This is a genomic window from Vibrio marinisediminis (genome assembly GCF_014050145.1).
GTDB lineage: Bacteria > Pseudomonadota > Gammaproteobacteria > Enterobacterales > Vibrionaceae > Vibrio > Vibrio marinisediminis.
In genome coordinates, this window is the sequence record NZ_JACFYF010000001.1 from 83,778 (window position 1) to 108,681 (window position 24,904).

Below are 24,904 nucleotides of genomic sequence, written 5' to 3' on the forward strand. Positions count from 1 at the left end.
AAACTTCTTAGGTGGATAGTATGAATAAAGAAAGCATTCGAAATCTTTACCAGATGATTGATTCATTATCAGGTGATGAGAGGCAACAACTGCTTGCTTACCTAAATTCAGCCACCAACAAAGTGAAGAATCGAGAGTTCATTACACAAGAAGAACTCGATTTAATTTATACGATGTTAAATGCGGAAAAACCCAAATAACGGTTACTTGCGCATTATTGCCCTTATATCTCTCACCCCCCAGCAATCATCTGTATTACATTAAGTGATTGTGGGGGGGAAATATATGTCCAGCTAGTCAGGCTTGTTGAGCTCTCAGCGCTTTAGCACTCATTATCCAATGCCTTACCGCTTGTGGAGACATAACATTAGGGTTTCCTAGATCACGATCTGATACCGTCGCTAATTCTGGTGGAAGTACATCAATAATCAGCTCTAAGTCTTTATGAGAAGCGATTTCTTTGACAAAAACATCCGCCATCTCTTCACTGTATTCAACTTTACGAGCCTGAGCAGCCTTAACCAGCCCATTGAGCAATACATACCAGGTTGTCATGGGGCCCTGAATTACCGAAGCAGATTCCGCTGCAGAGTCAATAAAGGCAAAAGGCGTGGTCGCAATAGATTGATTCATTTCCATCGCAGCAAAAATCCAATCGGTATCGAAAGAAAAATCATAGACCGTCGGTTTTTTAAGGATTTTTTCAAGCACTGGGCGACTATAGAGTTTAAATGCGGCTTGGGTATCTTTAATCCCCTGTTGGAAAATTTGTGCACCTATCATGCGCTGCATATGACGAAGTGTTTTTATCCCTACCCCCCAGCGTTCTTCTTGCTTGACTAAAATAGAGTCTGGATGCTTTCGATTACCTAACACAACTTGCTTCCCTTGCTCCATAAATGGGGCAACTAACAAACCCAATTGACCTAAGTGAACGGAATTATCAGCATCCGTATAAATAACGGCATCCACTCCAGAAGCTAATGCACACTCACAACCAAGAATAATTGAACCGCCTTTGCGTGAGTCATCCACACTTTCTAGATTTAATAAGGGACCTGCTTTTGCGGGGAGCGCCATAGAAAGCTGCAATACATGAACTCTATCGCTGATTGCTCGTGGTTGCTGATGAGCAATACGTTTCGCGATATGCGCACTGTCGTGAGGACACCCGTCATCCACTGCATAAAGTTGCCAGCTGACTTGAGAATCACTGGTCACCCACATAAGTTGTCTAATTTTTGTTCTGAGAGAATCTTCTCCGTTCTGGTTGTCTTCACTCTTCGCTTGTAAACGATTGTGCTCGCCCCACATGGCAAACACGACGCCAATTTCGATAGGTTGACTCACCGCAAGAATGCGTCGACGCGATTCAACTAGCTTAACCGCCAATTGAAACTCGAGCGGTGCATTATGCTGTTTGATTAACAGCTTGAACTGCTCATCAGAAATCGATTCTAAAATAAGTAGTTCATCGGCTAGTTGCAGTAATCTTGTTTGATGATCATTATTCGTGAGTTCAAAATCGACACTTGAGTTATTCAGCAGATGAATTGCAAGCGAAAGTGATGGATCCATTCCTATACCCCAGACTGACATTGTAATAATTTATTTTCTCGTCTAAGCGTAGTATGCAATTCGTTTTATACAAGCCATCTTACTTGTAGATGAAGGATGAAAACAGCAAGCCCAAATTAGTCAGTCACAGCCGCGATTAGGCTTAAACGAAAAGTTTCGGTACCTTGCTAGGTAGTGGCTTTCTTTACCGGTATCAAATAGTCCAGCCCAGTTTGATAATTGTGTATCAACAGCCCACACATTCGCCATGATGCGCATGCGAGAATGACGCGCGTTTGGAATAGGGTCATATCGATTATTGCGAACTTTCAGTACTGATTGACCATCAATAAACCATTCAAGGTATTTTTTAGTCCATGAGATCCCGTAGCGATGGAAATTTTGTGAGGCATCAAAACCCAAGAAAATAAGGGTTTCATGACTATTGGAATAGTAATCATCATCTGTCCAAAAGTTCATTTGAACCATATTGGTATTCGATCCTAGAAATTCGATATCAATTTCATTGTGCCGACCACTACCATCTATAGGTTTGTCGTAAGGACCAGAAAACAAGAAAAATGAAGTCACAACTCCGGGCGCATTGATCGGTTTGATATCTATTTCATAACAGCCGTAAGCGTAAAAATCGTGGCTACGCAGTTCTCCAGAATAAAAGGTGCGCTGTTCTTGTTCATCCAATAATGGATCGGAGACCAACTCAATGCTCATACCAGTACTACTGAATGTGACAGCTTTGGACTCCCAACGATTTAAAAAAGGGTAACCATTTTGCCATCCATCAGCCAGTTGCCAACGACTGACATCATGGCGATTCAATTGATCATTGAATGCTAAATCAGCACTGGGCGGAGCAGAAAAAGTAACATCGGCGAATGCCATACACACTGCACATAAGGAGAAGTGTTTAAACATAGTTATCGTGTCTGCTTAAGGTCGAGTCGTATTACTTTAAGCCTAACCTAATTTGTGAGCATTGCACGGTGCCCTCAGTGCATCATTCGGTTACTCATTGATATCCGGTGCAAAACTTCTTCTCTGAGATGCCGTAATTCCTTTACTACTTTCTGCCCCTAAGTTGCCACGGAACTTGCCAGCATCCTCCTCGGTTGCATTGGGTACCCCCACACTTACATTTGAGTTTGTTACTCTGGCATCTTGCTCTATGATGTTTCTACCCGTGGGGATTGGTGTCGTGACAACAACAGGTTCAACTTTAGAGACATCAGGAGTCGATGGTGGCACCGACTTTTTCACAGTCACGCTTTTGGGGTTACTATTGCTGCCTTCAGGTCGAAAGGTTGACCTAGACTGGAATTCGCCATTAATTTTCAATGGGTTATTAGGAGAATACTGTCGTAATTGCGAGCCATTAGACGTCGTAACTTGCCGGTCACTACGCTGTTGTTGAGAAGCAATATTGGCAAGCTCCGATGAAGGCGAATGGTAACTAAAATAGCTTAACTTTTCTTGCCACACTTCAACCAACGAAAACAATTCTAACCAAGTACTATCAACCGAGACTCCCGCGTCTGCTGGAGCAATACTCACTTGTAAGCGCGAGCTTGAATATTCAAACTCTTGGTGTAATTGAGTTTGCAACTCATCCCAGCGGCTGCCTGACATCAAAAAATAACGCACACTATTCGCCCAGTATTCATACGCAATTGGGTCACGATTTTTTTCAGCAGCCATTGCGGCCAGTCCATCGGCTAGCCCTGCGGCTTGCCACATTGCTTTGGTTCCTAGTTTTTGCTCTAACGTCAGTACGAGTTTACTTTGTGCATGGAAGCTATCGGCAGCCTGAGCATAACGCCCCTGCCCTAGTATCAGTGTTGGGGTAACTAATAGATCAATAACGGGTTTTTCCAATTCGCTTTGGGCGAAACTCATGGGCACAAAAAGCGCAAAAACAAGTAAAAGTCCCGTTATCTGAAGTCGTTTCATCGGAATGTCTCCACCAAGCAATGTCCGGGGTGGCTAAAGCGAGAATTAAACTGCACATCTCGATACTCTTTATCCTCTGAACTTTGATAAAGCTTACCGTGCTGTTTGTATAGCAGGGCTTCTAACACCCCGGCGTTGGTTTTAAGACTCAGGCTTTTTTCATAGCCACTGGTCATTTCAAATCGACCTTCATACCAACCACGCTGCGGGTCATACAGCTCTTTAACCAAGGTCATCAGCCGATCGGTATAGTCTGTTTTCCATAATGCCCACATTTGAAATGCGACTCGAGTCGAAACCAACGCGAGGTGATCATGGGATGATCCATCTTCCGCCATCGTTATCCAAGGTGTGCCCAACCCATATATCGCGTCATAAACAAAATACGGCTCGCCGGCAACGACATGCTCACCTCGCGCAGTGTAGATGCGCTCATGCTCCCACCTTAATTCTTGTACTTGATAAATCGCATCTGCCATTGCCGAAAGTGTGTCGTTACTATGGCTGGCATCATTGGAGCTATCATCCCCTATATCATCCCAATTGAACTCAAGCCCCAACCATAGATAAGGCGTGCTATAAACAGGTCGTAGAACGTTAAAAACTCGCGGATCACGACCATCAAATATCAAGTCAACGCCATAAATCGTCGCGACGTCATAGGGTTCTATATTGAACGCTTTTTTAGGTAAAATGTGCCAATCGAGATAACCATAAGAGGTATATTCTTCAACGCCTAAACGTCCTTCTTTATAACGATGTACACTCCCATTATGAACAGCCGAACCAAACAGTTCGCCGTCTTCACTGACGAGCTCGCAGAAGTTCCAACGCAACACAGCTTTATCGATATATTCAGAGAACTCCGGTGAGTGACGTTTAACGATAGCCAATACAATCAGCAACCGTCCTATGTCGAGTGAAGACCAGCCAATATCTTGGGGTTGATTAGCATAGTTGACCATTTGTCCATGCTGCGTGCTGTAGACTTTATTCGGCACTTGTCCCTGACTAAGCGCCATGTTATTGAGGAAATTGAGAACGAGAGATAAACGCTCGTCGTATTCCTTATTGGTTATAAATTCAAACTCTTTTGCAGCAAGTAAAGCAACCAGATAGTCCGCAATCCCTGACATATTGGTGGTCGGATAATTATCAAGATTGTTGACTAAGCCCGTCGACAACTGAGTATTGTTGCTAACGTATTTCCAAGCCGTAGAAGCCCAAGCTAACTCTTGTTCAGTCAGCTGACCATGGCGTCCTTGTCGTAACATTTGCGATTGGCTAATAGCATCAATACCATCATTTACGCCTTGGTATAACACTCCGCACGCTGTTAACGAGTAGATGCAAGCTAAAACCACTACACTCTTTAGCATTCAGTATCTCTCTATTCTACAGGCTCAATTTTCTTCCTTGGTAAGCATTGCCCTTCATAGCCAAATGGCGATTCTAGTGCTTTTTCCCATAAACTTGGCGCTTCATTTTCCTTATATGTGAGTAGCTTACCTTGAGTCTTATAGAGCAATATCTCTAACGTGATACCATTATTATTCGAGGTAAATGTATTAATTAAACCGGTTCCGTTTTCAAATATCCCTTCATAGAAACCTTTTTCTCTATCGTACGCGGTAGAGACATGGCGAAACAATAAGTCGGTATACTCGGTATCCCACAACACCCACATCCCCATTGCCCCTTTAACAGCGACCGCAGAATATTGTGGTAGAAAATCGCCCACTTCAGAGATGGTATTCCAGGCAAAACCATCGGTATATATAGTGTCATAAACGAAATACGGCGCCCCAGCCAGTTGATGCTCCGTTCTAGCGGTGATCACCCCTGTTTGCTTATAACGCTCCTCCTGTACTCGGTATATTTGCAACGCAAATTCCGCCATCCAATCGTGGCTATAAAAGTCATCGTGCGCGGATTTATCTGTGACCACATCCCAACCTAACTCGATGCCATCAAGCACGTAACTTTCTGTGACAACGTAACTATGCGCTTTCAGTTTACGCGGGTCACGGGTATCATAAGGGACATCATAACCAAATAGGTTAATGGTTGAGTAAGGTTCTGGCATCAAAGCTTGGGTGACATCAAACCCCCACAATTCGAACCCTTTAGCAGCATATTCCTCATAGCCTAAACGCCCTTCTTGTAGGTACTGTACTTCTTTCCCTGGCTCAAGCAGTGCGCCAAACATGGTGCCATTTTCATCGACAACGTTACAGAAGTTCCAACGCAGTACAACTGAGTCAATGCTGGGGGCAAATTCTGGGTATCGATTTTTGATGATATGGAACCAGATCAGCAACCGTCCAAGATCCAGCGCCGAATAGCCAATTTCGCCGGGTTGATTACCATAGTCCACCTTTGCTGCAGTTTGCGTGTTATAGGCTTTATTCGGTAACTCTCCACGGAAAAGATCCAGCTTATTTAACGTACCAAGAAAACGAGTAAGACGTGAATCCATCTCTTCTTTTTCAATAATACCCAGCTCATAAGCACTGACCATACCCGCCAAGTACGACGCCGCATCCCACCATGTTACTGATGGGTAGTTATTTACCGCATTCACCAAACCTGTATTTTCTTGGTAGTTATTCTCAAAATATTGCCAAGCAATTCTAGCCATATCCATTTCTTGCTCAGTTAACTCTCCTGAACGAGGTTTAGGAATATCCCAATGGGACTTTCTTTCAATAATGTCATCTGAAAAATGGTTGTACTTATTTCCACAACCAACCAGAGCTAAGGTAATTAAGCCTAAACAAATACCACGCATACAACCTTCCTTAGTTGTTATTATTCACCTATGGTTAGCAATGCCCCATTTTCAATATAAGCCAATGATTCCAAGACAATTCCGTTAGTATTTGCGGTGATTGCTTTGTTGGTTCTTCCATCAATCTCATAGCGACCTGAGTACCAACCTTTTTTACTCGAATAGAGCTGGCCAGCTTCTTGAATTAACAGATCGGTATAATCGGAGTCGTACAGTGCGTACCAACCAAATGCGGCTTTGGTAGACAATGTTTTTAGGTGCGATTGGTCTTTGCCATCATCAGAAATCGCATTCCATGTTTTTCCGTCAGAGAAGACCGTGTTGTAGACAAAGTAAGGTGCCTCGTCGACGTTATCCTCGCTTACTGCGGTCACAATCCCCGTTTCTTGATAGCGTCTTTGTTGCGCTTCATAGACACGGTGAGCAAATATTTGCGACACACTATCAGCCCCAAATTCAATGCCATCCAAAATGTAGGATTCACTCACCACATAGTTATGGGCATGAAACTCGGCTGGATCACGTTTGTCCGTAGGGATCTCAATCCCATACACATCGACCATCTGTAGAAAATCGATATACTTCATCGAATTAAATACATCTCTCCCCATCAACGCCAACGACTTAGAGGCATACTCTTCATAGCCGATGCGTCCTTCTTGTACCAACTCCATTTCATTGTCATTGCCGCTTGGTCTAGCACCAAATAAATACCCATCAATCAACATGTCGCTAACACTCCAATGGGTGAGCACATCGTTAACTTGTTTATTGAATTGCGGGTATTGCCAAATCAAAATATTCATTGGTACCAAAATGCGTCCAATATCAATGGCTGACCAGCCAATCCCGTTTTGCTTAGGATTATTCTCATAGTCAACCATTTCTAATGTTTGAGTGTTGTACGCTTTATTAGGAAGCTTACCATTCACAAGAGGCAAACGAGCCAATGTGGACAGTACTTTTTCCATACGAATATTAAACATATCCGTTGGAACAACGTTGAGTTTTTCAGCCGCAATTAAACCCATTAGGTATGAGGCGGTATCCCACATTGTCGTGGAAGGATAACCGTCTACAGAATTAACCAAGCCCGTATTATCTTGGTAGTTATTTTCAAAATACTTCCAAGCCACGTTTGCCCATTGGTATTCCTGCGCAGTTAATACGCGACTTTGTTTTAAAGGGATAGATTCCGGTGCTTCAAACGTAATGTTTCCCAACACCAAATCACTTTGGCGAGTTTCAATACTAAAAGCGATTCCCAGTGCGGTGATCAAGCCTAAAATGAACACTATGTGATGGCGTGCATTAACCAACGCTTTTTTAAACTCCATATTTCAACTCCTCTGCATCCGTTGCCGCTTCTTGACCTTCATCAATGGAAGGCGGTGCCCAGAAAGCGGCAGCCATCATGCCCCACATCGCTAACATGTTATTTATAATCCAAAAAGTATTGAGCACTAACCCACCAAAAGAGTAGTTGCCCCACGAACCTGTGTTGTAACCAACCCAAGCAAATATCAGTGCAAATAAGCTGACAAAGAATACGATTGACTGCGGGATCACCAACTTAACGAAGTTACCTGCTTGGCGCTCTTTTGGCGTGGTGGGGAAGCTGATTTTTCGCCCGCGTAATACCGTCCATAACGCTCTTAGGTTGACAGGGAAGAAGGACAAGAAGTTTGTTTTGCCTTTAAAGCCTGCCACTCCCCACGTGCCAACCATCATTGCCAGCTCGGCGGTTAATACATAAGGCAGAAAATGCATATAAAAAGTCACATCATAAGCACTAACTGGGGCGATTGAGGTAAGAAAATATACAATCGGACAAGCTAAGAAGATGATGTTCCAAATGGCCGAGAGGTTTGACCAAAAACTCGCTCCGTACATCAACTTCTGTTTGAGGTTCAATCCTTTGCGCAATATTGGGTTGTCATTTAAAAAGATATCGATCGAGCCACCAGAGTATTTGAAACGCTGCACTGTCCAAGTTTGCAAATCTTGTGGCGAGAGCATTTTACTTTCCACTCTTGGGTGCATCACCGAACGCCAATTCCTCTCACTGTCCGAGTGCAATACTATCGAGGTATAAAGATCTTCCGATACATGGAACTTGTAAGGCGTAAATTCGGTATCAAACAATATTTCGTCGCGTAGATTGTCTGAAACATCTTGGTCAACCTGCTTCTCTTTGGTTAAACGACGTATTTGGCGCTCAACCTCATCTTGCTCTTGAGTAATTTGCACCGCGTATGCTCTTAACGCCGCTTCCATTACCGCTTCCCGACGGTGAATAGAGCCTGCCCCACAACAAAACGAAGCATTAACCCAATTACGGCGACGTTGAATGACGTCATAAAACATTTGAGGGTCATTGACAAATGGGTCTTCACCTAAGGTGACTGGACCATAAAATTTCTCAAAGCTAGCGCCAATCGATGCCGCCCAATTGCCTACTTTACGTTGCAGAAATTTAGGTAAACGCTCGCCTTCTGGTAGATCAAAAAACCATTGTGGCGTTTGTACCCAAGCAACACTCGGATCACGAAAATATCCTAACGTATTTTCTAAAATCGTCGGAAAAGGACGAGTATCTGCATCGCAAATAACCACGAAATCACCATAGGTTTGCTCCATGGCATTACGCAAATTACCTGCTTTAAAGCCTATATTTCCATCTCGAGTGATATAACCGATCCCCATCTCATCAGCCATTGACTTCATCTCAGGTCGATTACCGTCATCAAGAATATAGATTTTAATATCGATGGGATGTGGATAACGGATTTTCTGAGCATCAAGAATACTCAGCTTCACTAACTCCGGTTCTTCATCATAGCTGGGGAAAAACACATCAACACTGATTGGTCGGTCTTCATCGGTTTGCACGCATTCAGCTAATTTAAAGGGCGGTTCTTTTCTTGGCTCGTCTTGCACCTTCCATAAATTATAAGTGAATAGCATTGAACCGATAAACGCACAAGATTCAGCAAAAGCAAGCGGTAAGGAGAACCACAACGCCTCATAATTTAATGCAAAGGTCCAACGCCACCACAAATACCAAATGCCAAGCGTCAAGTTACAGGTCGCTAAATATTGATACAGTAACTCACGAGGAATGCTGTGTGGTACGGGCTCTGGTGGAACACGATGTTCAAAACGCTTAAAATAGTGATCCATCCTTGTACTCCCTATTCTTATTTTTATCTCTAGCCAATTTGTTGTTAATCACATTCGAGATCGGAGACAGCGACTAACTCCTTAATCAATACGAATGTGTTTTTGTTTCCATCGGTTTCTAACGCGACTGAATCCATTAAACTAGCCACAATCATGAACCCTCTACCCGAGGTATTCCATGTACTCTCGTCACCTGGATCGGGTTCGACGAAAGTGTTAACCAACTTCTTGTCTAGCTCTTGCTGGGGTATCGTGCTGCCATAGTCAGAAATGGCGATCTGCATTGTTCGCGGATTGCTTGAGTCGATCTCGCAATTCAATTCAATAGGTAAACCTTCTCTCTCATGGTAGGCATGAATAAATGCGTTATTCATCATTTCTACTACGCATAGTTCGACTTGTGAGGCGAGTTCACATTCCACCTCACTTGCCAACAAAAAGTCGCTCAGTTCATTGCACGCCTCTCGCGATGCTGAAAGAGAGCTAGAGTAAGTACTGCCAAAACGCCGCATTTGGCTATTGGTCATCCTTACCTCCCTTCAATAATTAGATCGATTTAAGAACATCTGACACCCTATCTCGAGGGCTAGATCGCATATGCTTCCAATTCAAATCCGTACAAGGTTTTCCATCATGCCCGATGCAGTAATTACCAAAGATCGTTTGCTCAGCCACTGCGGTTTGCTTGCCTATATAGATATTGTCAAAAATGAGCGATTCCTGAATGTGGCAGCCTTCATCCAATACACAATTTGCCCCAACTAAAGCGGGACCGATAATGGTTGCACTATCATCAATTTGACAGCCACTTCCTATTACCACCGGCGGTTGAATATTGCATTTATCCAGATCTACGACTGTATTGATCCCAAGCCAGATGCCGGCTTTGACTTGCGTGCCGGGTATACGATAGCCCGGTACTTTGCCATTAAGAATATCGCGTGTTACGCCCCAGATATCATGGATATTACCGACATCAAGCCACTGAAAAGTCAAATCAACAGCGTAAAATGGCACGTGCTTTTCCACTAGCAATGGGAAAAGATCGCTACCAATATCGAACTCCTGATCCTTTGGAATGTAATCAAAAATTGCGGGTTCAAAGATGTAAATACCGGTATTTATTTGCGTGGAAAGCGCATCTTCTTTCGCTGGTTTTTCTTGGAAGCTGGTGACCTGTCCACGCGCATCCGTGACTACAACTCCATACTTTTCAACGTCGTCTGCCAGCACATTCTTGGTAACAATGGTCGCAATACCGCCAAGCGCTTTATGCTGACGAACCGCATCAGTCAGGTCGAGATCAATCCATGCATCCCCACAAACAACGACAAATGTTTCATCAAAGAAGCCCGAAAATTCCTGAATTTTCTTCATCCCACCAGCAGACCCAAGTGCATTACTGATGTATTCACCATTCAAAAGCTCCCCTTCATAAGAGTAAGAGAGCTGCACACCAAAATGGTGTCCATCGCCGAAGTAGCCTTCAATCACCTCAGCTAAATGGCTGGTATTAATTACGATTTTACTAACGTTATGTTGTGCAAAAAGCTCAATCATCGACTCCATCACTGGCTTACCGAGAATTGGAATCATAGGCTTAGGGATTGATTGCGTGATCGGGCGAACGCGTGTTCCTTTACCCGCAGCTAAGATCATGCCTTTCATTGCCTTCTCCCTTAAGCCGTTTCCGTTAGCGCTGACTCCACGCTATCGTAAGTTTTAATCAACCTATCCATGCGAGTCAGCTTAAATAAATCTTGTACTGGCTTTTGTGGTTGAGCGACACTAATACGCTTATCTCTCAGCAATTTATAAACGCCCATAATTGCGCCTAAACCACTGCTATCCATAAATTTCACCGAGCCAATATCCAGCACAAGATGAGGAGACAACTCACTCACAATACTTTCAACATGAGCACGAAACTCCGCTGCTAATTTGGCATCAAAACGTTCTTCGTTTATTTGTAGAACTGTGCTGTTGCCTTTTTCACTAATCTCATATCGCATTGATTATCTCCTTCAATCGCGCCTTTCCATTCAGCAACAAGTAAACTGACGTCATCATCAAAACTTTCATTTTGGCGCCATTCTTGTACTGATTTCACGACCATAGCGGTCTGTTGCTGAGTTGAATACTGGTTAAGATTTTCGATGGTATTTCGCAGACCATCTTCCGAAAACTGTTCCTTACCGTTATCCGCTTCGGTGATACCGTCCGAGTAAAACCAGACTCTATCACCAGGTTCAAGCTGAATGGTCGATGACTGATAATCCACATCATCAAACGCACCCACAACAAAATTGTCATGCCCTATCATTTCTGCTTTGTCGCGGTTATCTCGATAAAGAACTAAAGGTGGATGACCCGCGCAGCAATACGACAATAATCCGCTTTTAGTATTCAGCACGGCATAAATCATCGTGAAATAGAGATTGCCACTGTCACCACTGACATACATTTGGTTTAATTTATCCACCACCAACTCTGGAGGAACAATACTTCGCCCTGTATCTGCGCCATACATCACTATCGATGCACTGCCATTCATCACGGCAAGGCTTTGCTGCACTGAGAAAGACATCAACGCTGATGACACACCATGTCCGGCAACATCAAACAAGTAGAAAGCCACGTTATCCATATCAAGTTGCATATAGCCCAACATGTCTCCACCAATTTGTGCACTCGGAATCGACACATAACTCAGCTCTACACAGGGAAAGTTTTTTTGTTTGGGTAAGATTTGCTTGATGAGATCACCGGCGGATTCGAGATCACGTTTGATCATTCCGTAGGCTCTATCTAGCTCGCGGTTCTTTTCAACCACTTCATTATGTAATGCTAAAGTTCTAAAACCTGCTCGTATACGAGCTTCAAGCTCTTCAACCGAGGTTTTCTTATCAACGAAATCATCAGCACCGGCATCGATGCCAGTGACGATAGAATCTTGATCATTTTTTGAGGAGAGAAGAACAAAGAAGATATAACGCCCGAAATCTCGGCATTTGAGAGTTTGGCAAAGCTCGATACCGCTCATGCCTGGCATTAGCCAATCAGAAAGAACAAATTGAATACCATTTTGATCGGACAAGATCTGTAAAGCCTCCTCACCACTTATTGCAGTAAAGACTTTAAAGCCTCTTTTTCTGAGTACCGAACTCATATATACAAGCATCGTTCGGCTGTCATCAACCAGTAGAAGTGCCTTCATTCCTAGCCTTATAGTTATCAGTTGTTATTATTTTTTGACTTTTCAACCCAGTAACAAAGCTTTAACTTCATCACTTTTTAAGCCTTTATTTCGCAACTACTATCACTTTAGGTTAGACTCAATCAGTAGCAATGCAAATAATTTGATATGTTTTTCTTAGCTTTAGCGATTATTTGCTACACACGTGATGGAAGACGCAATATTGGTTAAATTGACTCGATGGCAAGGCACTATTGCTGGATTTTTTCTTGTCGTGAACAACACATTCGCTGACCAATATCACGCGAATACTTCTCCATATGCGGTACAACCATCACAACACGTATTAACTCATTCTAATCAGAAACCGAACTCCGTAGACCAACCTAATGAACTAGATGATATTTGGAAGGGAGTAAGTAGCTCTTTTGAGTTTCCGGTCAAGGAGTGGGAAAACAGGACATTTCTTGACGGGCTGAGCGGAAATATTGGTTATCACCACCCATTAACCGAAACCGAATCTGCCAACCTACCCGCCAATGCGACCAGCGGACCTACAAACGCAAACACAACCTCAACGCTATCATTAAAATATGCCATCGCGGGTGCTTGGTTCATTTCTGGTACGGTTTACTATTATTGGGATCAAGCGCAGCAGCAAGCATGGAACCCCGACTTCACCTACGTCTTTGGGTATAGTGATTGGCGTCCTTACACTCTCAGCCTTGTCTATTCGAACTATGGCGGAAACCGCTTCAACCCCAATAGCGATGAAAAAACCACCAGCTTCAAACAAGGCACTTGGTCTTTGGGGTGGAAATTCCCTATCACTTCGCCTGTCAAAGAATGGGTCAGCTTTACCAATGAGGGCGCGATTGGTTGCCAAGTTGATTACAACCACACACCTGAATATTTCGATTTGGACTCAACCGCTTATAAAACAGGGTTGCAAACCATTAGCTTAGGCTGCAAATATTCAATTTACGGCAACTGGTATGTCAACGCCACCGCGTTTTACTATTTTGACAAATCACAACAACAGCCTTGGAACCCTGATTACACCTATGGATTTGGCTATTTTGACTGGCGTCCGGGCAGCATTACTTTGCAATATAACAATTACTCTGGGAATCGCTGGAACTCATCTGACCGTGGTGAGGACACGGGTCAATTCAAAAATGGCTCAATAACCCTTGCCTACAGTTTCTCCTTCTAGCTTGTTTTTATTAAAGAAATAACTGGAGGTAATTAATATGACTAATACAAACCAATAAGCGGACAACCCACTTTTGTGGACTTCTCTCATTTTCACACCAACTGCTTATAGCATTTCTGATCACAACTGGGGCAATAGTAAGCATGGTAATCAACTTTAGCCGTGCAATGAGGACAGCGACCATGACGACGATCTTGGCTACAGAGGAGCAAAATAAAACCGACAGGTCCAAACACATAACCGAGCAAAATCCCCGCCACCGTGTTTTTCTTGTAAATACCAACTAAAGTGGTGAGCAACATAAAGAACACATAAAAGCTAAGCCAAAAAATCATTTCTTCACTCATTGCATCTCCCGTATCGCTCTATTAGTAGATTTTAATATTGGTTTCTTAAGGGACTTAGATTAAAGCACAAAATGGGCTCCCTCTTTGCCATTAGAACCTCATTCAATTTTTCCAAAGCTCAACTCAATGTCAGGTCGCTAAATCAATACACCAATAAGCAGCGCATCAAACGGATTGTTGATAGGGTGAACCATAGCCAAGTCAACTCTGTTGCATATGATTATATCTCTGAGTATAGACCCTGAAATTCAACATCGCGCTTAAACTAGTTGATACTTCTCACTTATTTCATAAATGGCTAACGCGCCAACCCCAGTAATCAATTACATTCTCAATGGGGTTTCACTGCCCACTATTTCGGTGAGCCGTTGGCATCTACCAAATAAAAACCTTGTTCCAATAGCATATGGCAAATCTTGTATTATCATTACCTTAGGATTATTTGACTGTGGAATCGCTGACTGAATGGCTAGGTATCTCGCTGGTTTAATTATTGCTGGGCTACATATCAGCTTGCCCATATCAAGTATGGCGAGTGATGACAGTCAGGACGAAAGTATCAGTTTTTATGGTCAAAGAAGCCTCGCGCAACCAACCACTGAAAAACCTAAAGCCACGTTATTTCATCGGCGTGTAATTGCTCCGCCAATTCAAACCGCTGCTGACAGCCAAGCACACAACGATACTCACAACAATATTGCGCTAACTAACGAATCCGAACCCATCTACCAGCTCACTCGTAACGAACGGTTGCTTGCAAAGAAGGCTCAGTATTATTTTGAACGTAATAGACGCCAGACGGGGTTGTGGGATTCAGTACAAGGTTATCCGCATACCACCATGTGGGATATTGCCAGTGGCATCGCTGCAACCCTCGCATTAGAAGCTCTTGAGCTAAAAGAGCCCGAACAAGCACACCGAGAACTAAAGCAAACTCTCAACACTTTACAGGCGATGCCTTTATATAAAGATTGGTTACCAAACCGAGAATACAGTACCAAAACAGCTCAACCGTCAGGTAGGCTAAGTAAAGCTGATACCAACGGTAATGGCTGGTCAGCCCTCGATATTGGCAGGTTGCTGATTTGGCTCAAAATCATGACCCAGCAACATCCTGAGTTTGAAAAAGAAATCACTCACCTACTAGATACGTGGCAACTTAAACGAGCCATCAATGGCGGGACGCTTTATGGTGCTAATTTTTATAAGGGCCAGGAATACTATCGACAAGAAGGACGCCATGGTTATTTACAATATGCGGCTACGGGGTTCGAACTCTTTAATTACTCACTGCCCCTTCCCAAACTGAACCAGTATCTGAAATCAGTCGAAGTATCGGGAACAGAGCTTCTAGTCGACACGCGCAATGTGCCATTTTTAACCAGTGACCCTTATGTACTGGCTAGCCTTGAAACGGGGCAAGAAGGCGATTGGAACCAAATCAACACCATCTATGCGCTGCACAAATTCAGGTCAAAGGAGAAAGGCAAACTCTTTAGCTATGCCGAAGATGCGATGAATAAAAATCCTTGGTTTGCATACAACAATTTGTATTACTACGGTAAGCCATGGACCAGTGTTAGTCCTAGTGGAAAAGTCATTGAAAACCCACAGATATTTAGCCACAAAATAGCATTTGGTTTTAGTGTTTTATTTAATGATGAGTTCAGCCAAGAACTGGCGACAACAGTGCTGAACAATAGCCTCCACACTCGAAGTATACCAACGGGACAATATGAGAATGGCGGAGCAAACACCGCTTTTAACATCAATACCAACTCTTTAGTTCTGGTAGCGCTTTGGTATAAGAGCAATGGCAGCAAACCTATCTACAGGTCACAGAAGCGATCTCAACAACATAGCACTCAACAAAATATCGACTAGGCTTTGAATACCAACAATAAAATACAGTTTAAACGTCATGGCGACAATCAAACACTCAATCCGTTTGCAAATGCTACTTGCGAGCGTGCTCATTCTTGGCTTAGTCATTTCATTTGAAGCTTTGAATCACCATTACAAGGGCGTTGAAACTGAATTAAGAGCATTACAATATTCGATTTCTCATTCTGAAGCGCTGTTACTTGATATGCGCCGTCAAGAGAAAGACTTCTTAAGCCGTGTCGATTCTAAATACATCAAAAATACACAAGAGCAAGTTGATGAACTTAAGCAAAATATTAAAACAATCGATAGTTTTTTCAATAAACACCAATTTGGATTACAGTTTTCAGCAAAAGATATTATTCAATCTATCGATAGTTACTGGGTTATTTTCGAGCAACTTGCTAAACAGAAATTACTGATAGAAGGTGAAAATAAAACCGGACTGATTGAAGAGCTTAAAAATGCTTGGTTTGACTTGGAAAAAGTCATGCTACTTAAAGGAGATGAACGATACGATCAAACCATCATCGATCTTCAAGAAAGTACCTACTATTTCTTTCGAACCTTTGACTCTGAACAGTTGGTAAATGCTCAAAACTTAATTTTCAAGTTATCTTTTTTATCTAATGGTGATGAAGAGAACGTTCAGAAAGCCATTTTGAACTATCAGCAAAAGTTTAGCCAACTTCAACAAGCGTACCAACAGCTGGGATATAACCATACCTCAGGCTTACACGGGTCTTTGCGAAGAGAGATTCATGATGTGGAATCAATACTTGAAACCATGCACCAACACATTCCGGCGCAGATCCAGCAAAAACTTGACGATATAGAAGAAAAGACCCATATCATCATGATGGTATTATTAGTGAGTTTGATTATTGTCCTCAGCTACGCCACCTGGTCAATTACGCGCTTAGAACGAAAATTAGTCAGCTCTGAAGCTCAAGCTAAATTGTCAAATAAGGCAAAAAGCACATTCCTAGCCAATATGTCCCATGAAATACGAACGCCGTTAAATGGTATTATTGGTATGTCACAAATTATCGCAGACACCACTCTCACACCAAATCAACCTGACTACCTCCACGCTATTGATACCTCATCACAAACATTATTAATGTTAATCAATGATGTACTCGACCTTTCTAAAATTGAATCAGGGCATATTGAAATTACTCCTTACCCTGCTGATGTGAGAGATGCCATCTACGATACCGCAGCCATGATCGCGGTTAAAGCGTCAGAAAAAAACATCAAACTCATCGTCGAGATCTGTAGAGAGACACCATATAACGTCAAAATTGATGAGCATCGTTTGCGCCAAATTTTAATGAATCTTGTCTCCAATGCAGTGAAGTTTACTGACCAAGGTAGCGTCACAATCAGTCTCGACACTAGGATAAATGCCGGCGAATGTTTACTTACTTTTTCGGTGTCCGATACAGGGCTAGGTATTGATAAACACAAGCTTAACGATATTTTTTCCCCGTTTAAACAAGAAGACAGCTCAATTACGCGTAACTTTGGCGGTACAGGACTCGGGTTAAGCATCAGTAGTCAACTAGCAACGCTACTGGGTGGTAAGTTGCAAGTAGAATCTGAGAAAGGCAAAGGCAGCCGATTTTTCTTCACACTGCCTGTCGAGGTACTTGAGCGCATTCCACGCAAACAAGCTTCGGTTGCCGAACATGCCTGTATTGTCTGTGATAACGAAGTACTCGCGGATGACTTAGAACAATCATTACTGTTTTATGGCATAACCAGAGTTACTCGAGTGGGTAACGTTTCCCACAGTGTCGATTCCGACGTATTTTTCTTATTCCATGGAGATAACCAAAAAACACTGGATAGCATTGAGCAACTGCAAAAGCTTTCGCCCTCTACACCTATCATTATTCTGCAAACCTTTGATTCAGTGGGCTTTGAGTATGAGGATAAGGTTGACGGTATTATCAAACACCCAATCTTAGGTTCACGCTTAATCAGTGCTATTACACAATCTAATGAAGCGTTACGCGAACGAATGCTTCATTACAGTGCTAAAATACAATATCCATCTACTGAAACAAAACATAATGGCAAAGTATTAATTGTCGAAGACAATAGCGTCAATCAACAAGTGGTTTCACTTTTTCTTAAAAAGGCAAGTTATCAATACGACATCGCCAATAATGGATTGGAAGCACTAAACAAAATAAAGCAAGGTCATCGTTATCAGGTATTACTGATGGATTGTATGATGCCAGAAATGGACGGATTTACCGCAACACAAGAGATACGAATCCACGAGAAACAGAATAACCTACCGTCAACGCCTATTGTCGCATTAACCGCCAGTGTGCTTGACCAAGATATTAAGAGATGTATCGATGTAGGAATGGATGATTATTTAGCAAAACCATTGAGAAAGGATAAGCTTTATTCTGTACTCGAAAAGTATATTTAGCTAGTAACGTCACAATTAACTTAATAGTCACACTGTAAGTTCACAGAATTACAGGTGATTTATTCCTCTACAAAATGAGGTATTAGTTGATTAAAAATGTAACGATAGATGTCACTATTTACTACTTTGTGAGAAGCGGCTCCCTTTTAAATTCTTTTCGCCAGTGAAATAAAGTGAATTAGATTTTGGCATTTTACAGGAACGCGGAACGGGAGTATTTTTAGTTTAGACAAAATAAAAAGAACCTTCGCTTGCCGACTGGAACTCCGAGTATTTTGCTGAACCTCGGAGAAAAAAAGAGCCGCTTTATGCGGCTCTTTTTTTATTTAAGCAATAGCTTTTTTAGACTTTTTCGATTTCGGTCTTGGTTCATCCATTAGACCTTTAATCAAAGATATTGTCGCAACCAAAAGCACGATAGTAAATGGCAAGCCTGTGGTTACCGCCATCGCTTGCGCGGCAGCCAAGCCACCACCAAGAAGCAATGCGATTGCTACTAAACCTTCAAACGTACACCAGAACACACGCTGCGGTGTTGGTGCATCGACTTTACCGCCAGCGGCAATAGTGTCGATAACCAATGAGCCTGAGTCTGCTGATGTAATAAAGAACACCACAACTAGAATAATACCGACAACTGAAGTAATTTCAGATAATGGCATAACATCAAGCATCGCAAACAGTTTTAGAGGTAGATCAGCATTGAAAACCGCTTGGTAACCATCATTCACGTATTGGCTAATCGCTGTACCACCGAAGGCAGTCATCCATAACACACACACTGTCGACGGGATCAAAATAACGCAAACAATGAACTCACGTACAGAACGACCACGAGATACACGTGCGATAAACATACCAACAAATGGTGACCAAGAAATCCACCATGACCAGTAAAACGCTGTCCAACCTTGTGAGAAGTTCACATCAGGACGATCAAATGGCATTGATAGCGCTGGGATGTTAACGATATAAGTGGCAATGTTTTCAAAGAAACCCGTAAAGATAGCCAGCGTTGGTCCAACAACAATCACGAACAACAGTAGCAGTGCCGCCAAGCCCATGTTGATTTCAGACAAGCGTTTAACACCACTATCAAGACCCGCTACTACTGACACTAATGCCATTGCGGTGATCACAACGATCAACACGATTTGCGTCGTGTCTGTCATTGGAACGCCGAACAGGTAGTTCAAGCCCGTTGCTGCTTGTGATGCGCCATAACCCAAAGAGGTAGCAAGACCAAACACTGTCGCAATAACAGCCAAAATATCAATAACGTGACCAACCCAACCCCACACTCTTTCACCAAATAGAGGGTAAAAAATAGAGCGGATAGTTAGCGGTAGACCTTTGTTAAATGAGAAGATGGCTAAACCTAGCGCTAGCAGCGCGTAGATAGACCATGGGTGCAATGCCCAGTGATAAATCGTCGCAGCCATACCTAAAGCAGAGGCAGCTTCTTCATTGCCTACGGCACCACCTAGTGGCGACCAGTCGGTACGAACACCGTTTTCAATGTTCACGCCACCTAACGCCGCACTAAAATGCGACATTGGCTCTGATACACCAAAGAAAACTAAGCCGATACCCATACCTGCAGCAAATAACATGGCTAACCAGCCAGCATAGGTATAATCAGGTGTTGCTTCGGTACCGCCGATTCGAACTCGACCAAGAGGAGTAACGATAAGTACCAAACAAACAACGACGAATACGTTGCCTGAAGCGAGGAAAAACCAATCAAGGCTTGAAGTTAGCCAGCCACGTAGCCCGGTAAAAAATGGTTCTACTTGCTCTCTAAATGCCAGTGTAAACACGACAAAAAGTATGATGGCTAAGCCAGAAATTGCGAATACTCGGTTGTGAATATCTAAACCGAATGGACCTACTTTTAAAGCAACGTTATCTTGACCAATTTGATAGTCAGTATCGATAGCGTTAACTTTACCGTCGGGACGTTGAATCCCACCATTGTTTTCAGTGCTCACGAATTATCTCCTTAAAAACGTGACCAGGGGTGAAGTTTTATTATTCTTGTAGTTGAGAAAAATGGTTCTTTCTGACCCAATCGCTCAGAATATAATGAAACTATATGCATATTTATCATTTATAAGACGGCGAGATGATAAGCCTTACCGTCGAATATTGCACTTTATTTTTAACAAAAAACAACACATTTTATTGCATTACTGTGCTAAGTGGCATCTCTTCCTGAAAATAGTATTGTATTTGAGCTTGAAGTAATTCGGCCGTTGCCAAAGCATCCGTTAAGGCGTGATGAGGTTGATACGCAGGCAAACCATAACGTTCCCGAGATTGCCCTAAACGCACAGAAGCTGGCTTTTTGCGTTTAAACCAATTCATGACACCTTTACACTTTTCTCTTTGAATTGCGTACTCAATATCAAGCGTATCCACGACCGGAAACTCAATACCTTCACCAATACAGTTAAGCAGCGCTTGATTGAAGAACTGACGCTCAATGTTTTTATAGTGAACAACAACGATTTTTCCCGCCAATGCCCTCAGTACCGGTTGGAGAATCGCTTCCAACTGTGGTGCATTTTTAACATCAGAATCGGTAATACCATGAATGATAACCGATTCCTCATTAAGTTCCCTGTTGGGATTAACCACCCAATGCGCCGAACCATTGCAATATACCCGCCCCAAAGTAAACGGTACTAGCCCTATGGTTAAAATCGCGTCTTCTTGGGCGTTGAGACCTGTGGTTTCAAAGTCCAATGCAACAAATGGAACCTCTTTTAATGGTGTGTTTGCATCAACAACACCTTGCGCATAGAACTCTTTAAGCCGAGGGTCTTTAGCTATTTTTTCCAGTTGCTCAAAACGCTTTACCCAATCAGGTGTCGCAGACGTATCAATATGCATTTTTGCTCCTTTTCAATGCTCAAAAGGCATCATTACTTGCCGCTTCTTTGGTAGCGGAATTTAATGAAGCTTTGTGCATTGCTCAGAATTTGAAACGCAGCTTTCAAGTTGCGACGCTCAAAATCAGACATATGCTCTGGCTCAATGTTATTGTCTGGCTCGTCACCATTTTCAATGTCTAACGCTTGGTGGCGAATCCTAACCATGTAGATCAGTTCCATTGCATCTTTCAAGTCCATTCCACGACCTTTAGGTAGAATGCCCGCGTCGTTAATGTCGTCCAAGCGTTCAAATGAATTCTGCGCTCGCGAGCCAATAGCCAAAGCGTGTACACGGATCAAATCCGCCATTGGCGCAGTGCCTCGTCGTTTCAAGTTAATTGAATTGCGATGACCGCCATCTTTTTCCATCACAAAATCTTTAAAGAAACCTAACGGTGGAGTACGGCGAATCGCATTGTATGCCATTGCAGCGAGGAAACGATTGTTACGCTTAGCGCGGCGTACAATAAAACTACTCAACTGCTCCGCCCATTTAACGCGACCATAAACACCTAACAAATCAAAGAATATGGAGCTATTAAGCAAACGTTCCGGGTTAGGGTTATCAATCCAGCTGGCAAAGCACTCTTCCCACTCAGCACGAGTTTTACGCCACTGTGGGTTCGTTGACATGATGTCTCCGGTACAATAGGTGTAACCGCAAGCCGCCAATCCATCACAAACAAACTTGGCGAACTGTGCAAAGTACTCACCATGTATCTTTTCATCATAGCTGTTGTCGAGAATTAGGGCGTTATCTTGGTCAGTCACTATCAACTGCTCGTCACGCGCCATCGACCCCATTGCTAATAAACAATATGGGATCGGTGCGGGACCTAACTCCATTTCAGCTAATTCAGCGAGACGTTGCTTAAAGCTGCTGCCAATCACCGACATTGCCCTACCGACCATGTGTGCATTGGCGTCTTCGCTGACCATGCGAACAAAGCAATCTTTCACTTGCCCTGCAACCAATTTAAGGTCATCCACGGTTGTCTGCTGAAAGATAGAACTCACCAGCAATAGGCTATTTTGTGATTCATAACGAACAATGTCCGTCATACCAATCACACCTACTGGTTTTTTATCTTTCAAAATCGGTAAATGATGGATGTTATAACGAAGCATCGTCAACATGGCTTCAAATACATAGGCATTGAAATCCAACGACACCACGTCGGTACTCATTACCTCGCCCACCGTTAAATTGGTTTCAATACCTTGAGCAATAACGCGAATGCAGAGATCTCGATCGGTCAATATACCTAATAGCTGATCATCGTCTTCTTCTGTAAGCTCATCCGCAGGGCGGACGATCAATAGCGCGGTTACGTTCTCTTCTGCCATAAGATTGGCAGCTTGTTGAATAGTTGCTGTCGCATCTAAGGTTACCGGATCGCGGCTAAGAATTTTACGCGCCTTAGCTGTGGTAAAATCATTCCCTTCAGAGGAGTTGGAGATCGCGGTTCTTAGGCGAGCGCTGTCTTCAAGCTCCATAAAATCCGCAAAGCTCTCTGACTCATCACAAAGCTGGTTAAAAATATTTTCTGGTATGCAATAAACCAAGGTATCGGAAATGGCCTTCACAGGCATCCTCACTCGATTATTCATCAGCAGACCCATTTGACCAAACAGACCACCAGCATCAATTCGGTTATACAACTCACCTTTACGACGGAAAACCTCAACGACACCACTTCGCACCATATAAAGATCACGAATGGTGTCACCAAACTTTAAGACATCGCTACCTTCGCGGTAGTAGGCTACTTCGACATTGAGAGCGAGTTCTCTTAAGCGTTCTTCAGAGAGTTCATCAAAAGGGGGGTATTGGCTTATGAAATTGAGTACTTCTAGTTGCTCAGCTTCCATTCTATTAATTCCGTGATTCGCCGATATTTCAGTGATAAATATCATCATGTTTGCTATGAAGCAATAACAATTTAGCGCCCTAACTCATTTATAACGCCATACTTATCAATCTCTAATTTGTTTTTATTAACAAAACCAAATAAATATCTTATGCCACATTGCACTTATACAATTGAACACCTACGTTTTAACTAGATAAATACGACTATTAAGTGAGAATAAAATGTTAGATTTCAATGTCATCAAATCTCTTGTCGACGATGACAACGACGTCGTTGTCGCATTACTTACCACCTACTTAGAAGACTTTTCTGACGCCGAAAATCAAATCGCCACCTATTACAACACACAGAATTGGTCGGAACTGTATATGCTAAGCCACAGTTTAAAAGGCACGTTAAGAGTGATCGGTGAGGAAAGTGCTAGCCAAATATTAGAGCGTATAGAACATGATACTCAAGCAGGCAAAACACCAAGTAAGCAAGATCTCGATGATGCCGAAATAGAACTCTCTGCAATTCAATTTCAAGTTCAGCACTATCTATCAAACGACATTTCAGACTAGTGAACCGACTAATGAGTCAATTTTAATGAGAAACTTAGCGCTCTCGACGGTTGTTGAATTCATTTGTTGTTCGTACTTTCGTACTGCTGAGCAGTGCATGATTCCTGCCATTACGTTTAACGTCATACAATGCCACATCCGCGCGTTCCAGCGCATTTTTAATACTATCTTGCCGATCAAAAATTGAAGCTATTCCTATGCTTACCGTAATTTTCATCTGAACAAAAAAGCGCTCAACTTCATGACAAATTCTATTCGCAATAGCTAAACTCACTCTTTCAGTTGTATTCGGCAACAAGATCGCGAACTCCTCTCCGCCAATTCTTCCAAACAAGTCACTTTTTCTAAGTTTATCTTTGGTAATCGAGGCAAAATTCTGCAAAATTTCGTCACCCTTACTGTGACCATATCGGTCATTAATTTGTTTGAACTTATCAAGATCTAATACCAGCACACAAAAAGGCTGCTTCTCTATTCCAAACTTATCCATATGCAAATTTGCCAAGTGAAGAAAATAGTACCTTGTATACACACCCGTTAAGCCGTCATAGTAAGCGAGGTTCTCTAACTCAGATTCGCGTCGTTTATGGATTGAGATGTCCGCAAGACTCCAAATAATAACGTCTTCTTCTGTGTTGTTTCCTTTCACCTTCGTTGCCGAAAGCTCGCACCACCCATCCATTTCAGAGGTACTAAATCGACAATCCAAGCAGAGCTTCCTTCCAGAACTGAGATATTGAGAAAATGTCATCATATGGACTTTTGATACTTCATCAAAAATCTCTGCCAGCGATCGTCCAAGCAACGAATCCATACTTAATACTCTATGCGCCGCTTCATTGGCATCAATAATTTTTAACCGATAATCAGTGATCACGATTCCCGAAGGACATCGTTCAAAAACATCTTTAAACCCTACGTCTTCCATAACAGATAC

21 protein-coding genes are annotated in these 24,904 nt (G+C 42.7%); 5 read left to right on the forward strand and 16 right to left on the reverse strand.

Annotated features, from left to right (window positions below):
* The first annotated feature begins 20 nt into the window (after nt 1-20).
* Nucleotides 21-200 (forward strand): hypothetical protein, encoded by a 180-nt coding sequence (locus tag H2O73_RS00410; RefSeq protein ID WP_182105433.1) that lies wholly within the window; start codon nt 21-23, stop codon nt 198-200.
* Between the two features lie 97 nt (nt 201-297).
* On the opposite strand, the gene H2O73_RS00415 is transcribed toward H2O73_RS00410, so the two are convergent.
* The 11 genes from H2O73_RS00415 to H2O73_RS00465 all read right to left on the reverse strand — a co-directional run bounded on the left by H2O73_RS00415 (nt 298) and on the right by H2O73_RS00465 (nt 12,716).
* Nucleotides 298-1,578 (reverse strand): glycosyltransferase family protein, encoded by a 1,281-nt coding sequence (locus H2O73_RS00415; protein WP_182105434.1) that lies wholly within the window; start codon nt 1,576-1,578, stop codon nt 298-300.
* A gap of 120 nt (nt 1,579-1,698) precedes the next feature.
* Nucleotides 1,699-2,460, reverse strand: coding sequence for a family 16 glycosylhydrolase (locus H2O73_RS00420; RefSeq protein WP_246335798.1), 762 nt, complete (start codon nt 2,458-2,460; stop codon nt 1,699-1,701).
* Between the two features lie 123 nt (nt 2,461-2,583).
* Nucleotides 2,584-3,471, reverse strand: coding sequence for a hypothetical protein (locus tag H2O73_RS00425; protein WP_246335799.1), 888 nt, complete (start codon nt 3,469-3,471; stop codon nt 2,584-2,586).
* A gap of 50 nt (nt 3,472-3,521) precedes the next feature.
* Nucleotides 3,522-4,904 (reverse strand): DUF3131 domain-containing protein, encoded by a 1,383-nt coding sequence (locus tag H2O73_RS00430; protein WP_182105440.1) that lies wholly within the window; start codon nt 4,902-4,904, stop codon nt 3,522-3,524.
* Between the two features lie 11 nt (nt 4,905-4,915).
* On the reverse strand, nt 4,916-6,316 hold the full coding sequence (locus H2O73_RS00435; protein ID WP_182105442.1) for a DUF3131 domain-containing protein: 1,401 nt from the start codon (nt 6,314-6,316) through the stop codon (nt 4,916-4,918).
* Nucleotides 6,317-6,336: 20 nt separating this feature from the next.
* On the reverse strand, nt 6,337-7,653 hold the full coding sequence (locus H2O73_RS00440) for a DUF3131 domain-containing protein (RefSeq protein WP_182105444.1): 1,317 nt from the start codon (nt 7,651-7,653) through the stop codon (nt 6,337-6,339).
* Entirely contained in the window at nt 7,643-9,499 is a 1,857-nt protein-coding gene (locus H2O73_RS00445; RefSeq protein WP_182105446.1) for a glycosyltransferase family 2 protein, read from the reverse strand. The genes H2O73_RS00440 and H2O73_RS00445 overlap by 11 nt, the downstream gene beginning before the upstream one ends.
* A 44-nt stretch (nt 9,500-9,543) precedes the next feature.
* Nucleotides 9,544-10,026 carry an ATP-binding protein gene (locus H2O73_RS00450; protein WP_182105448.1) on the reverse strand — a complete coding sequence of 161 codons (483 nt, stop codon included), beginning with the start codon at nt 10,024-10,026 and terminating at the stop codon, nt 9,544-9,546.
* 19 nt (nt 10,027-10,045) lie between these two features.
* Nucleotides 10,046-11,167 carry a nucleotidyltransferase family protein gene (locus tag H2O73_RS00455; protein ID WP_182105450.1) on the reverse strand — a complete coding sequence of 374 codons (1,122 nt, stop codon included), beginning with the start codon at nt 11,165-11,167 and terminating at the stop codon, nt 10,046-10,048.
* 11 nt (nt 11,168-11,178) lie between these two features.
* A complete protein-coding gene (locus H2O73_RS00460) occupies nt 11,179-11,511 on the reverse strand; it encodes an STAS domain-containing protein (protein WP_182105452.1) in 333 nt (110 codons plus the stop codon).
* On the reverse strand, nt 11,463-12,716 hold the full coding sequence (locus H2O73_RS00465; RefSeq protein WP_182105454.1) for a PP2C family protein-serine/threonine phosphatase: 1,254 nt from the start codon (nt 12,714-12,716) through the stop codon (nt 11,463-11,465). The genes H2O73_RS00460 and H2O73_RS00465 overlap by 49 nt, the downstream gene beginning before the upstream one ends.
* A gap of 202 nt (nt 12,717-12,918) precedes the next feature.
* Here H2O73_RS00465 and H2O73_RS00470 point away from each other — a divergent pair, with 202 nt between their 5' ends.
* Complete coding sequence (locus H2O73_RS00470) at nt 12,919-13,911, forward strand: hypothetical protein (RefSeq protein ID WP_438696029.1); 993 nt, start codon at nt 12,919-12,921, stop codon at nt 13,909-13,911.
* A 92-nt stretch (nt 13,912-14,003) separates the two neighbouring features.
* Here H2O73_RS00470 and H2O73_RS00475 read toward each other — a convergent pair whose 3' ends face one another.
* On the reverse strand, nt 14,004-14,258 hold the full coding sequence (locus tag H2O73_RS00475) for a hypothetical protein (RefSeq protein WP_182105456.1): 255 nt from the start codon (nt 14,256-14,258) through the stop codon (nt 14,004-14,006).
* A 465-nt stretch (nt 14,259-14,723) separates the two neighbouring features.
* Between H2O73_RS00475 and H2O73_RS00480 the strand changes: the two genes are divergently transcribed.
* Nucleotides 14,724-16,142 (forward strand): DUF3131 domain-containing protein, encoded by a 1,419-nt coding sequence (locus H2O73_RS00480; RefSeq protein ID WP_182105458.1) that lies wholly within the window; start codon nt 14,724-14,726, stop codon nt 16,140-16,142.
* A 37-nt stretch (nt 16,143-16,179) separates the two neighbouring features.
* On the forward strand, nt 16,180-18,594 hold the full coding sequence (locus tag H2O73_RS00485; protein ID WP_182105460.1) for a hybrid sensor histidine kinase/response regulator: 2,415 nt from the start codon (nt 16,180-16,182) through the stop codon (nt 18,592-18,594).
* A 326-nt stretch (nt 18,595-18,920) separates the two neighbouring features.
* On the opposite strand, the gene H2O73_RS00490 is transcribed toward H2O73_RS00485, so the two are convergent.
* From H2O73_RS00490 to H2O73_RS00500, 3 genes are all read right to left on the reverse strand, one after another.
* Nucleotides 18,921-20,585: a BCCT family transporter gene (locus H2O73_RS00490; RefSeq protein WP_182105462.1), complete on the reverse strand. Its 1,665-nt coding sequence runs from the start codon at nt 20,583-20,585 to the stop codon at nt 18,921-18,923.
* Between the two features lie 190 nt (nt 20,586-20,775).
* Nucleotides 20,776-21,489, reverse strand: a complete 714-nt coding sequence (locus H2O73_RS00495; protein ID WP_182105464.1) for a 3'-5' exonuclease — start codon at nt 21,487-21,489, stop codon at nt 20,776-20,778.
* Between the two features lie 32 nt (nt 21,490-21,521).
* Nucleotides 21,522-23,402 (reverse strand): DUF294 nucleotidyltransferase-like domain-containing protein, encoded by a 1,881-nt coding sequence (locus H2O73_RS00500; protein WP_182105466.1) that lies wholly within the window; start codon nt 23,400-23,402, stop codon nt 21,522-21,524.
* Between the two features lie 223 nt (nt 23,403-23,625).
* Between H2O73_RS00500 and H2O73_RS00505 the strand changes: the two genes are divergently transcribed.
* Nucleotides 23,626-23,967, forward strand: a complete 342-nt coding sequence (locus H2O73_RS00505) for an Hpt domain-containing protein (protein WP_182105468.1) — start codon at nt 23,626-23,628, stop codon at nt 23,965-23,967.
* 34 nt (nt 23,968-24,001) lie between these two features.
* Here H2O73_RS00505 and H2O73_RS00510 read toward each other — a convergent pair whose 3' ends face one another.
* Entirely contained in the window at nt 24,002-24,895 is an 894-nt protein-coding gene (locus tag H2O73_RS00510) for a sensor domain-containing diguanylate cyclase (RefSeq protein ID WP_182105470.1), read from the reverse strand.
* Between the last annotated feature and the right edge of the window lie 9 nt (nt 24,896-24,904).